The sequence below is a fragment of the Granulicella aggregans genome, assembly GCF_025685565.1.
Lineage (GTDB): Bacteria > Acidobacteriota > Terriglobia > Terriglobales > Acidobacteriaceae > Edaphobacter > Edaphobacter aggregans_B.
Genome location: NZ_JAGSYE010000003.1, coordinates 441,583 through 454,390 on the forward strand (window position 1 = coordinate 441,583; position 12,808 = coordinate 454,390).

8 protein-coding genes are annotated in these 12,808 nt (G+C 60.4%); 4 read left to right on the top strand and 4 right to left on the bottom strand.

From position 1 onward, the window contains the following. Nucleotides 1–163 precede the first annotated feature (163 nt). Nucleotides 164–370, bottom strand: a complete 207-nt coding sequence (locus tag OHL18_RS17155; protein WP_263376095.1) for a hypothetical protein — start codon at nucleotides 368–370, stop codon at nucleotides 164–166. 256 nt (nucleotides 371–626) lie between these two features. Between OHL18_RS17155 and OHL18_RS17160 the strand changes: the two genes are divergently transcribed. The 3 genes from OHL18_RS17160 to OHL18_RS17170 are packed head-to-tail and all read left to right on the top strand — an operon-like array spanning nucleotide 627 to nucleotide 6,514. Further along, nucleotides 627–2,708, top strand: a complete 2,082-nt coding sequence (locus tag OHL18_RS17160) for an alpha-N-arabinofuranosidase (RefSeq protein ID WP_263376096.1) — start codon at nucleotides 627–629, stop codon at nucleotides 2,706–2,708. A 15-nt stretch (nucleotides 2,709–2,723) separates the two neighbouring features. Continuing rightward, on the top strand, nucleotides 2,724–3,866 hold the full coding sequence (locus tag OHL18_RS17165; RefSeq protein WP_263376097.1) for an alpha/beta hydrolase: 1,143 nt from the start codon (nucleotides 2,724–2,726) through the stop codon (nucleotides 3,864–3,866). Continuing rightward, on the top strand, nucleotides 3,863–6,514 hold the full coding sequence (locus tag OHL18_RS17170) for a glycoside hydrolase family 3 C-terminal domain-containing protein (protein WP_263376098.1): 2,652 nt from the start codon (nucleotides 3,863–3,865) through the stop codon (nucleotides 6,512–6,514). Before OHL18_RS17165 ends, OHL18_RS17170 begins: the two co-directional genes overlap by 4 nt. A 347-nt stretch (nucleotides 6,515–6,861) precedes the next feature. Here OHL18_RS17170 and OHL18_RS17175 read toward each other — a convergent pair whose 3' ends face one another. From OHL18_RS17175 to OHL18_RS17185, 3 genes are all read right to left on the bottom strand, one after another. After that, nucleotides 6,862–9,525, bottom strand: a complete 2,664-nt coding sequence (locus OHL18_RS17175; RefSeq protein WP_263376099.1) for an ABC transporter permease — start codon at nucleotides 9,523–9,525, stop codon at nucleotides 6,862–6,864. Beyond that, on the bottom strand, nucleotides 9,526–9,855 hold the full coding sequence (locus OHL18_RS17180) for a PadR family transcriptional regulator (RefSeq protein WP_263376100.1): 330 nt from the start codon (nucleotides 9,853–9,855) through the stop codon (nucleotides 9,526–9,528). Between the two features lie 146 nt (nucleotides 9,856–10,001). Continuing rightward, the gene (locus tag OHL18_RS17185) at nucleotides 10,002–11,327 is read right to left on the bottom strand and encodes a glycerate kinase type-2 family protein (RefSeq protein WP_263376101.1); all 1,326 of its coding nucleotides are present in this window, start codon (nucleotides 11,325–11,327) and stop codon (nucleotides 10,002–10,004) included. 67 nt (nucleotides 11,328–11,394) lie between these two features. Between OHL18_RS17185 and OHL18_RS17190 the strand changes: the two genes are divergently transcribed. Beyond that, complete coding sequence (locus OHL18_RS17190; RefSeq protein ID WP_263376102.1) at nucleotides 11,395–12,804, top strand: MFS transporter; 1,410 nt, start codon at nucleotides 11,395–11,397, stop codon at nucleotides 12,802–12,804. Nucleotides 12,805–12,808 lie beyond the last annotated feature (4 nt).

Sequence of the window (12,808 nt, forward strand, 5' to 3'; positions counted from 1 at the left end):
GCAGACCGATATTTACGGAAATTGATGCGTGACTTCTATCTTTCTTTATCTGGAATGTATGAGGATGCCGGCAAGTTCGCCCTGGAAATGGCTGCGACTTATGCACCGGCTCGTACGGGATAAAAATTACCCCAGTATCGAACGATGTTGCCGCGAATGTCCTTTAATCCTGCCCGGCCAGAGCCGGCTCATCACGCAGCCGCAGCAACTTCTCGACATAGAGCCGCGTCGCCTGAATCAGTTCAGCTCCATATCCGTCGGCGACGATGATTTCCTCCACGCCGTGACTGGGAAGAATCCATTTGATATCCCAACCTTGCATGTCGCGCAAAGCCGCTAGATGAAACTCCAGTCGCTCGGGTTCGGTCACATACGTGACGGAATCTTCGAGCGTACACCTGCCAGCATTAGCCCATCCGGTAATATCACTGCCACACCATCAAAACTGTGGATGTCCGCATGGCGTAATCGATCTCCTCGTAGAGCGGCACTAACTACGAGATAAATCGCTTTAGTAGGGTTATTTCGCTTGCTTTGCGTCGCATGGCCTCTCTATATTGGTCGTCAAATTTATGCGCCTCATCTTGACAGCCGTTCCGCGAACGCGGTCTCTCCTCTTTCGAAGGATGCTTCTTCTCAGCTTCTGTTTTCCATTCACCGCAGCCCTGTCCCAAGCGCCAGCCATTACGGCCACTGTCGACGTTGCGAAGACAGGCACACCCATCTCCAAAAACATCTATGGGCAGTTTCTTGAGCACGGCGGAGATATCGTCAATGCGGGCATCTGGTCGGAGATGCTGGTCGATCGGAAGTTCTTCTATCCGGTAGCGACCGTCGCGCCCACGCCTCCACCCGCGATGGGCAATGCTGCTGGCAATCCCAGGTTTGACAACGTCCCCAAGCGCTGGTGGTCACCCGTCGGGGGTGACAGCGTTGTGACGATGGACAACAAAGCTCCCTACACCGGCGACCAATCGCCGGCTGTGCGCCTCAGCCCGTCCGAGCAGCATGGCTTGCAGCAGTCGGGGCTTGTTGTGCATGCCAAGAAAACGTATACAGGCCGCATCGTTCTCGCGGGCACGCCGGGCACGGTCGTCAGGGTCGCACTGATCGGGAAGGCCGGTGCTGCCGGCCGTAAAGTGATCACCATTCACACGGTGAGCCGGCAGTACCATCCCTATCCTTTGCGTTACACCGTAGACGCCGACAGCGATAACGCCACGCTCGAGATCACGGGCACCGGCACAGGTGAGTTTCACGTCGGTGCGGTGTCGTTGATGCCCGCCGACAACATCGACGGATTCCGCCCAGAGGTCATCGCCGTGCTCAAGCAACTGCGCTTCGGCGTCCTGCGCTTCCCCGGCGGCAACTTCGTTTCTTCGTATGAGTGGCGTTACGGCGTCGGCGATATCGACAAGCGGCCGCCTATCTTCGACCCCGTATGGCACGCCTTGCAACCGAATGACGTCGGCACCGATGAGTTCCTGACGCTGTGCAAGCTGCTCGGCGTCGACCCGTACCTCACGGTGAACGCGGGCTTTGGCGACGCCTGGTCAGCCCGTGAGCTGGTGGAGTACACCAACGGCGCGGCCACCACACCCATGGGCAAGTGGCGCGCGCAGAACGGCCACCCGGCACCGTACAACGTGAAGCTGTGGGGCATCGGCAACGAGCCCTGGGGCGACTACCAGATGGGCGCGATGGCGTTGCCGCAGTATGAACTGAAGCACAACCTCTTTGCCAAGGAGATGAGAAAGATCGACCCAACCATCACGCTGATCGCCGGCGGCGCCATGCCGGACGTGATGGAGGGAGCCGACCAGTCGCGCCGCATCAATGGGCAGTATGTGCCTGACTATCTGTCCTCCGCCGATTGGACCGGCCAACTGCTCCTGCACTGCCTGCCAAACATCGACATGATAAGCGAGCACTACTATGCCTCCGGCACCGAGCACACCGACATGAAGCTAGGCAAGAAAGTGCCCATCGAACCTCCACTCTCCCCTATCGAGTTGCAGCGTGCCGCCGCCGTGCAGGTACGCGCCAAGTACGAGCACTACGAAAAGTATCTGGAGCTCATCCCCGCGCTCAAGGCCAAACCTGTTCCCATCGCGATCGATGAGTGGGCCTACTTCCTTCGCGGCAAGCGCGACTCTTATTCCACCGTTCCGGCCTATGCCTGGGCCTTCCACGAGATGTTCCGCCACTCCGACGTCTTCCAGATGGCGAACCTCACCTTTGCCACGGCGACTTTTAGCTCCAATGGCACCGAGGCTGTGCTGAATCCAACGGGACTGCTGTTCAAGATGTACCGCGACCACTTCGGTGTCATCCCAGTGGAGGTAAGCGGCAACTCGCCGCAGCCCAAGCCCACCTTCCCTGTAGGCGGCGACCAGCCTGCGGTCAACCCCGGCAGCCCCACTTATCCGCTGGATGTAAGCGCTGCGTTGAGCGAGGACCGCAAGACCTTGACCATCGCGGTGCTCAATCCGTCTGACGCCGGACAGAGCATTCACCTGGACATACACGGTGCAGCGTTGGCTTCCACCGGCAAGCTTTGGCGCATGGCCCCTAACTCCATCGACGCCACGGTGAAGGCCGGCTCGGCCGCCGAGGTGCAGGTGGAAGAGCAGTCACTCGGCGCGCTGCCTGCCACGGTCGCACTTCGCCCTCACAGCGTCAATATCTACTCCTACCCCGTTCAATAAAGGTGTGTTCCAGCGATGATCGAAGTCCGCAAGCTCCTCCTCCGCGCCACCACGCTCGCCGCAGTTGTAGCGTGTGCCGCATCTCTCGCAGCACAGGTACAAACTATCGTGCCGCCCCCCGTTCCGGGCGCAAAGCCCGTCACCGTGGAACGCATCAAGGTCCACAGCGCGGCAATCGAGGGCAACCTTGAGGGCGAGCCGGCCGACCGCGACGTGATCGTCTTTCTGCCGCCGAGCTACGGCCGCGACACGAAGCGCCACTACCCGGTGCTGTACGCGCTGCACGGATACTTCATCGGTGCGGAGCAGTGGTCGGGCGAGATCCACGTGCCCCAGACCGTCGAAGGCGCCTTTGCACAGGGCGCGGCAGAGATGATCGTCGTCCTGCCTGACTCGAAGACCGTCTATCTCGGATCTTTCTATTCCAGTTCGGCGACCACAGGCGACTTCGAGCGCTTCATCTCCCACGACCTGGTGGCCTACATCGATGCGCACTACCGCACTCTGCCGACGCGAGAGAGCCGCGGCCTGGTGGGTCACTCCATGGGTGGATACGGCGCATCGCGTATCGGCATGAAGCATCCTGAAGTGTTTGGCGCGCTGTACATCATGAGCCCTTGCTGCCTCTCGCCCATGACCGGCGGCGGGCCGGGGCCGGGCGACGATTTGAAACAGCGTGCCATCGATAGTGAAAAGAGAGCAGCAGCAGCGAAGTCCCCGGCCGAACTCGCCTCCTCATCGAAGGGCTTTGAAAACGCACCGTATGCGACCGCGGCCGCGTGGGCACCTGACCCGAAGAACCCGCCTCTCTACTTCGACCTGCCCACCAAGGACGGGGTTCCGCAACCAGAGATCATGGCCAAGATCACGGCCAATGCACCGCTTGCCTTTGTGGACCAGTACATCAGCAATCTAAAGCGGTACCGCGCGATTTCGATGGACGTGGGCGACCAGGATGGTCTGCGCGTCGATGCGGCCAAGCTGCATGAGCTGCTTGACCGCTACGGCATCGTCAATGGTTTTACGATCTACTCCGGCACGCACACCAGCGCCGTTGCGGACCGCTTCCAGAACTTCGTTATGCCCTTCTTCAGCAAGAACCTTTGCTTCACAACACCCTGCCATGAGGATCCAGCAATACCCAGGAGAAAGCCATGAAGCTCGGTCTGAAACTGCCTCTCTCGTTCGCCATCTTTTGTGTGTCAATGATCGTGCCGGCCGGCGCACAGGACACGGCGCATATGCCGTTCATGAACCCGCAGCTTGCCCCGGAGGCTCGCGCCACCGACCTGGTGCATCGCATGACGCTTGCCGAAAAAGCGTCGGAGATGCAGAACAACTCCGCCGCAGTGCCACGCCTCAACATCCCGGCCTACCAGTGGTGGAGCGAAGCGCTGCATGGCGTGATCAACGAGGGAGTGACCGAGTACCCGGAGCCGGTGGGCCTGGCCGCGACCTTTGACACTGCAGGCATCCACACCATGGCCGCGCAGATCGGCGTGGAAGGCCGCATCAAGCATGTGCAGAATCTTCGCGAGGGCCACACCGGCATCATGGGCGGGCTCGACTTCTGGTCGCCCAACCTGAACATCTTTCGAGATCCACGCTGGGGCCGTGGGCAGGAGACGTACGGCGAAGACCCGTTCCTGACCGGTCGCATGGGCGTAGCCTATGTAACCGGTCTGCAGGGCGACAACCCCAAGTACTACCTTGCCATCGCCACGCCCAAGCACTTCGCCGTGCACAGCGGCCCTGAGCCGACCCGGCACTTTGCCGACGTCGACGTGAGCAAGCACGACGAGGTGGACACCTACGAGCCGGCCTTTCGCGCGGCCATCGTCGAGGGCAAGGCTGGCTCGGTGATGTGCGCCTACAACGCCATCAACGGAGAGCCGGCCTGCGCAAACCAGTATCTGCTGCAGGACCAGCTGCGGGGTAAGTGGGGCTTCCGGGGCTACGTCGTCTCGGACTGCGACGCCGTGCGCGATGTCGCGGCGAATCATCGCTATCGGCCAACTCAAGCACAGGGCGCGGCCATCTCAGTCATCCGAGGCATGGACAACGAGTGCGTGACCTTCACCAAGCGATTTGGCGAGCCGGTCGAGAAGGCCTACATCGATGCCGTGCAGCAGGGCTACCTGCCCGAAAGCACGCTCGATACCGCGCTGATCCGCCTGTTTACCGCACGCATCAAGCTCGGCATGTTTGACCCGCCAGCCATGGTGCCGTACGCCAGCATCGACGAGAAGGAGTTGGACAGCGCTGCGCACCGCGCCCACGCTCGGAAGCTAGCCGAGGAGTCGATGGTGCTGCTCAAGAACGACGGCCTGCTGCCGCTCAAGCCGGGGATCCGCAAGATCGCCGTGGTGGGTCCGCTGGCGGAGCAGACCCAGCCGCTGATCGGCAACTATGCGGGCCATCCCACGCATATCGTCTCCATCCTTGAGGGACTGCACGCTCAGTTCCCCAGTGTCACGATCAACTACGTGGCGGGCACACAGTTTCTGCATTTCGATGGAACCCCCGTACCCAACAATCTGCTGACCACCTCGGACGGAAAGCCCGGTCTGCATGCCGAATACAACGAAGGCCGGCAGGGCTTCGATGACAAGCCCAAGAAGCTGGTCGAACGCATCGAGCCGAACGTCCATCTTTCCAAGTCAACCGAGCCGAAAGAAGTCGCGGGTCGCAAGCGCTTCGGTGTGGAGTGGACCGGCTTCCTCACGCCTCCGGAGACAGGCGAGTACCTGCTTGGCGTGCGCAGCCAGGGCTTCGTTCGGGTGAGCGTCGACGGCAAACAAGTGGCTTCGTCCTACGGCGGTGGTCACGAACCTATGCCCGTCATGGGCCGTTTGAAGCTCGAAAAAGGGCATAAAGTTCCGCTTGAAATCTCCGGCGGCACGCAGGACGGCGACGCGAACGCCGAACTGATCTGGAGTAAGTACGATCCCGCTGTCGCTCCTGAAGCCGTCGCCGCCGCGCGCGATGCAGACGCGATCATCGCCGTGGTCGGCATCACCAGCCAACTCGAAGGCGAAGAGATGCCCGTCACCGAACCGGGCTTCTTGGGTGGCGACCGCACCAGCATCGACCTGCCGAAGCCTGAAGAAGACCTGGTGGAAGCCGTCGCAGCGACAGGCAAACCGCTCGCCGTAGTTCTGATGAACGGCAGCGCGCTGGCCGTGAACTGGATCAACGATCATGCCAACGCAGTGCTTGAGGCTTGGTATCCCGGCGAGGAAGGCGGCGCGGCTGTGGCGGAGACACTGAGCGGAAAGAACAACCCCGCAGGCCGGCTTCCGGTCACCTTCTACAAAGGCCTGGACGGCCTGCCGAACTTCGAAGATTACGGAATGGCAAACCGGACTTACCGGTACTTCACCGGAAAGCCGCTCTATCCGTTCGGCTACGGTCTCAGCTACACGACGTTCGGCTATAGCAATCTGACAATCTCCGCCCCAACTGTTGCCGCCGGGCAACCTGTTGAGGCCGACGTTCTCGTGACCAACTCCGGCAAGGTTGCGGGCGACGAAGTTGTGCAGCTTTACCTCACGTTCCCTGACGTCAAGGGAGCGCCGGCGGTAGCTCTTCGCAGCTTCGAGCGCATCCACCTCGAGCCGGGAGCAAGCCAGAAGGTTCACTTCCACCTGAACCCGCGTGACCTCGGCATGGTCACCGAACTTGGCTCGCCCATCATCGCCGAGGGCGACTACAGCCTCAGCGTGGGCGGCGGGCAACCGGGAACCGAAGCCCCGGGTGTAAGCGGCAAGTTCCACGTCGACGGGACCTACGCGCTACCCGAATAGCTCAGCTACCTCGAGAAAGGAGCATCCCTGTGACCCGTTCATCCGTTCTTACCCGGAGAGAAGCGCAGCTTCTCTCCGCTACTGCCGGCATCTCTGCTGCCGCGCCCTCGACGCATGCTGGCCTCTGACAGCATCAAGACCGTCTTGCATCGGGAGACTGGCACCGTCCGCGGCTTCCTCATTGGCGGCGTCTTCACCTTCTAGGGCGTGCCTTAAGGCCAAAATGCGGGTAGTGAAAACCGCTGGCGACGGGTAGCGGGTGTGGCCTGAACATGGAGGCGAACGCTCGCTGCGGTGACATTTCCCGAAAGCCGGGACAAAGCGACTTCGCCGTCCCCGGATATCTTTCATTCCATGCGCAACGCCACCATCGGATCGACGTGAGAAGCTCTTCGCGAAGGAATCCAGCAAGCTCCCAGCGCCACGAAAAGCATCAGTACGGGCACGACCGTGAATGTGGCCACATCGTACGGCTGGACGCCATACAACATACTGGTCGACAGCTTAGCCCCGGCAAGTGCAACGGGCACACCCAGCAGCACAGAGAGGATCGCCAGTTTCATACCGCCGCGCACCACGAACGATTGCACTTCCTCCGCCTTCGCACCCAGCGCCATGCGAATGCCAATCTCCTTGGTCCGCTGGCTTACCGAGTAACTCATCACCCCGTATAGGCCGACCGAAGCAAGCAAGAGCCCTGCAATTCCGAAGACACCGAACAGCGTGCTGACGAGACGTGGGAGGAACAATGCTTCGCGCACATGCTCCTCCATCGTCTTCGTGCTGAAGGTCGCGAGTGACGCATCTTGCGCGTGAATCGCATTGCGCATCGCCGCCGCCAGCGCAGCCGCATCTCCCTCATAGCGGACGATGAAGAAATAGCCATCAGAGGAAGGGTCTTTCTCTACTGCCTGGCTAATTGAGCGAAAGAGCACAGGCCTTTGCTCCTCGCCGATCGTGCGCGCCTTCGTGTCTTTGACCAAGCCAACGATCTGGTAGTTCACATCGCCGCTGCGCACCGTCCTTCCGATCGGCTCAACTCCATGCATGATCTCGCGCACAAACTCCTGGTTCACCACAGCGGTTTTCGGTGCGGCCGGATTTTCTTCTCCCAGTTCATGCCCCCGCAAGATCGGAACGCCCATCGTCTCCATATACTGCGGCCCCGCCATGTACAGCTCGACACTCTTCACATCTTGATCCGGCTTCGGCAAGCCCACCGCCTCAAATCCATCGCTGCGATGTCCGCCGGAAAGGGGCAAGCCATCCGTCGTTGTCGCGGAGATCACACCTGGAAGACTCATCATCCGTTCACGCACCTGCGTGAGCAGTTGAATCGTCTTCTCCGCTGTATACGTCTTCTGCGGGACATCCACGCCCATCATCAACACACCGCGCGAACGGAAGCCCGTGTCGATCTTCGCGGCGCTCTCCATGCTACGCAGGAACAACCCCGCGCCACACAACAAAACTACGGAGAGCGTCACCTGCGTTACAACGAGCACATCACGCAGGCTCCACTTGCTTCCCGGTCGCGCCAGAGCATCCTCACCCTTCAACGCATTCGGCATCTTCGGTCGCGATGCGCGCCACGCTGGAACAAATCCACACAACATCCCCGCCGCGAGACTCAGCACAAACGCATACACCAACACGCGCCAATCAACATGTACTGCGAAGTCCAGTGGCACAGGCGCAGGCGGATGCATCATGGAAAGCCTCGTCGTCGCCCATAGCGAGAGCAATACACCGCACACGCCGCCGCCTAACGAGAGCAGCACACTCTCAATCAGCATCTGCCGCAGTAGTTGCAAGCGGCCCGCGCCCAGCGCCAGACGGACTGCCATCTCGCGCTGTCGTCGCGCGCCCTGCTCCAATAGCAGATTTGCCACATTCGCGCACGCGATGCACAACACCAACAGCACCACGACCAGAAGACCAGCCAGAAAGGCATGCAGCGTTCCGGAATCGCGCGGTCCGATCGTTCCCGGAGGCCAAAGCTTGAAATTGTCTCCCTTCTCAGTCTCGGGATGCTCCTTTGCCAGGCGCTCGCCAATGATCTGTATCTCGGCAGCCGCCTGCGCCTCTGTTACGCCTGGCTCCAATCTCGCAGCTACGCGCAGCCACTGGGTCGTGCGTGACTCAGGATTCGGCGAGCCGGCCGACAGACGGGGCAGCGTTCCAAGCGGCACCCAGAAGCTTGGATCCAACACAAGATCAACTCCGCGAAAACCCTTCGAGGCTACACCCACTACAGTGAATGGCAGGCCGCCTAACGTCACTGGTTGGCCCACAATCGACGGGTCACTGTTGAAGTGTTGCCTCCACAGGTCATAACCCAGCACCACAACCTGCGCGGCGTCTTCGTCTTGGGCAAAACCGCGGCCTTGCGCCATGCGAAGTTGAATCACGTCAAAGAAGTTCGCCGTGACCGCCTGGCCCCACTCGCGCGCGGGCTCCTTTCCTGGCGCGCCCATCGCCGCTGGGATCAGCTCGTAAATCGCAGCCATCCCCTGAAAGCTCTTCGCCTGGTCGCGCAGATCGCGATACGCCGGCATCGGCAGCGAGTTGCAACACGCGCCGTTGTCATAGGTGCGATAGACCGTCGTCAGCGTCTTGGGATCACCCACAGGTGGCGGAGCCAGCGCGAACTTGCTGACCATCGAGAAGATCGTTGCGTTCGCTGCAATGCCCAGTCCCAGCGAAAGCACAACCGTTGCGACTAACCACGGAGTCTTGGCTAGCCGCCGCAATGCATATCGCAAATCGTTCCAAAGACGTTCCATCGTCGCTTCCCATCCTGCGCTCCATACCTTGTGCTTTACCGTCTCAACGCTTCCCAATTCAGCGCGCACAGCGCGCAATGCTTCCTCGCGGCTCATGCCGCTGCGGACTTTGTCGTCCACAGCTTCATCCATATACGCTTGCAGCTCTTCACTTATCTCGCGGTTCCGGGCAGCGCGATCTCGCAACGCACGCAAGCCCATTCGTAAACTCTTTAGCCTGCCCATCTAGGCCTCCAGAATCCATTGGATTGCGGTAAGCTGTCGCGCCCATTCCGCACGCTCCGTCTTCAGTTGCTTGCGACCCTTCTCCGTAATCGTGTAGTACTTCGCGCGGCGGTTGTTCTCTGTCACCCGCCACTCACCCCTGATGTGACTTGCCCGCTCCATGCGACCGAGCGCGGGCAGCAGCGACCCTGGGTTCACGCGAAACACGCCATCGCTCAACTGCTCCATCCGCAGCGCGATCCCATACCCATGCATGGGTTCGAGCGCCAGCGTCTTCAAGACAAGCATCTCCAGCGTTCCAGCGACCAGCTCCGTCGGTTTCTCTCCCATTCAGGCTTCTCCTATAGATTCTCCAGAGGGAAATCTTCCTCTAGGCAATCAAGTGGAGTTTACGCAGTAGCGAGCGTGAAAGTTCCAGTCCCCAGGAAGTTTTTAATATTTTCCCGATCGCCGTCTCAGCTCTACGGAGCGTGCTTTCAGGAGGATCTCAGGAGCAGTCGCAGATCGCGAAGGTTGTTTCCCGTCGGACCGCAGAGGACGGATGCACCGATCGCACTCAGCAAAGGAGTGGTATTGAACTCGAGCAACGCCGCCTCTATGGAGAGACCCAGTTTCAATGCCTCGTCAGCGGAATGTTGATCACAGACTGCACCTGCAGCGCTGCTGCTCCCGTCAATGCCGTCGGAGCCGGCACTGAAGATCGTGACGTCTTCATGCAGTGAAGCGGCCTGCACACCGCACCAAAGGGCAAAGTGTCCGTTTCGTCCGCCCACACCAGGGTTTGCAGGCAACTCGACACTGATCTCGCCTACGGAGATGATGCAGCTTCGCCGATGGTGCTCGCCCAGGCTTCTGCTGCGTTCGAGCAGGTAGATTCCAGCCTTCCGGTAATCCCATTCATCGCATTGGTTATCAATCTCGGCGTGGAAGCCTGCGGCACGCGCGTGGACAGACGCTGCTTGGGCGAGGTCATCACTTGAAAGCACCGTTCGCCACAAAGAACGGGAAAAGATGCGTGCGTTCGCGCGAGGTGTCTCCGGGCACTTTCGGCTCCGAAGAAATACCTCAATGCTGTTAGGGATGCGTGAGTGCTGACCCAACTCGTCCAATATCTGGAGGCAGTCCGCTAGCGTCGTGCTGTCGGGGATTGTCGGGCCTGATCCGATGGTGTCGGGAGTGGATGCCGGAACGTCCGAGACGAGCAGTGTCAGTTGAAAGCGGGCTGCTGAAGCGGCCTCGGCCAGGCGACCGCCCTTCACCGCCGAGACGTGCTTGCGCAGAGCGTTCATGCGCGCAATCGAAAGGCCGTAGCTGATCAGCGCGTCGTAGAAGGAAGCGATGTCACGAGGAGAGATTGACTCGTCGATCGCCTGCTCCATCATGGCGGATGCGCCACCGCTGATGAGGAAGATGACGACGCTTCGATCCGTCACCTTGTTCAGCATCGCGAGCGCGGCGCGGGCTGCGGCCAAAGAGAGAGCGTCCGGGATGGGATGCGCGCCTGCAAAGAATTCGGTGTTGGCCCAGTCCATTTTTTGTTGCGCAGGTCCGACGACAATTCCACGACGCCTAAGTCCGCGCACAGGATTGAGAGGCTGTTCGATGGCCGAAACCATAGTGGCGGCGGCTTTGCCGACGGCAATCGTGACGACTTCATCGACTTCAGAGAGAGGAATCTCTGCCCCCGCAAGAATGAGGGAGTCCGCGCCGACCGAGACCTGCGAGGAGACACTTCGTCCCAGATCAACCGTTTTGAGTGAGTTGGCGAAGATAGTCCGCGCGATCTCTGCTAGTTCCTTCACGTGCTGCCACCTTCCCCAAGTCGCCCGTCTGGCGTTGCAATGACAATGCAAAGCGGTTGAACGTATCATGATCGCCTTACAGATTGAACCTCATGCAGCGATTCTTCGCTTGTTCCAAGGAGAAGTCCTGAGCCTCTCTAGCCGCGCTTCCAATTTAACGCCTCCCCGGCTTCCGCCGCATCCAGAGACAGTCGATACGGCCGATGCGATAAAGACGCTTGCGGTCCTCGATCGGCGATGGTGGTATGTGCTTCCCGCCGTCTTCATCACGTACAGCCTCGCTTATCTGGATCGAGCCAACTACGGGTTCGGCGCTGCGGCTGGCCTGGCCGCGAGCCTCCGGATCGATGGCAGGCAGAGTTCGCTGCTGAGCGCGCTGTTCTTCCTGGGCTACTTCATCTTTCAGGTGCCCGGCGTGATGCTTGCCCGCAAGCGGAGCGCGACCCGGCTTGTGGCGCTCTCGCTTGTTGCCTGGGGAACTTTGGCCGCCATGACGGGAGTGCTTGGCAGCTTCTGGATGCTCGCCCTTGTAAGATTTCTGCTTGGCGTTGCAGAGAGCTTCATCTTCCCTGCGATGTTGCTCCTCATCACGCGCTGGTTCACCCGGCAGGAGCGGTCGCGCGCCAATACGATTCTGATGCTTGCGAATCCGATCACCGTTCTGTGGATGTCAACCATTACAGGCTTTCTCATTCAATCGATCGGGTGGCAGCGAACGTTCATCCTCGAAGGCATTCCTTCCATCCTCTGGGCGTTTGGGTGGATCGCGATCATCCGCGACCGGCCCGGACAGGCGACGTGGATGACGACTGAAGCTTCGGCGGCGCTTGAAGCACAACTGGACGCCGAACAGAGTTCGATCGCGCCGGTCGGCGGCGTTTGGGCGGCTTTGCTCCGACGCGATGTTCTTCTTCTGATTGCGGCGTACTTCTGCTGGAGCCTCGGGGTCTATGGCTTTGTTCTCTGGCTCCCAACCATGGTCCGACAGGGCGCGGCACTCTCGATGGGAAGGACCGGTCTGCTGTCGGCAGCGCCTTATCTTGTGGCCGTTCTACTGATGCTGCTCGTCGCGCGCAGGTCGGATCGGACACTGCGCCGGGTCTCGCTGGTCTGGCCGTTTCTGCTGAGTGCTGGCCTGGGCCTCTTCTTCTCCTTTGCGTTTGCGCGGACAAGCTTTGCGCTTGCCTTCGCTGGACTTGTCGTCGCCGGGGCTTGCATGTACGTGCCGTATGGTCCCTTTTTCGCGGTGGTTCCGGAGCTTGTGCCGCGCAACGTTACCGCAGAGGTCCTTGCAACGATCAATAGTTCAGGCGCTCTGGGTGGTTTCTTTGGCAGCTACACGGTTGGCTGGCTGCAGGCCGTCACGGGCAGCTCGCGTGCGGGATATCTCCTGATGGCGATGTCGCTGGTTTGCTCGGCTATCCTGATGCTCTGCCTGCGCGACCCGGCTTCATCAGGCAGAGGGAAGGTGATCTAGACCC

Coding starts and splice junctions, on each gene's coding strand:
- OHL18_RS17160 (WP_263376096.1), top strand. CDS start 627: ATGCTTCTTCTCAGCTTCTGTTTTCCATTCACCGCAGCCCTGTCCCAA.
- OHL18_RS17165 (WP_263376097.1), top strand. CDS start 2,724: ATGATCGAAGTCCGCAAGCTCCTCCTCCGCGCCACCACGCTCGCCGCA.
- OHL18_RS17170 (WP_263376098.1), top strand. CDS start 3,863: ATGAAGCTCGGTCTGAAACTGCCTCTCTCGTTCGCCATCTTTTGTGTG.
- OHL18_RS17175 (WP_263376099.1), bottom strand. CDS start 9,525: ATGGGCAGGCTAAAGAGTTTACGAATGGGCTTGCGTGCGTTGCGAGAT.
- OHL18_RS17180 (WP_263376100.1), bottom strand. CDS start 9,855: ATGGGAGAGAAACCGACGGAGCTGGTCGCTGGAACGCTGGAGATGCTT.
- OHL18_RS17190 (WP_263376102.1), top strand. CDS start 11,395: ATGATCGCCTTACAGATTGAACCTCATGCAGCGATTCTTCGCTTGTTC.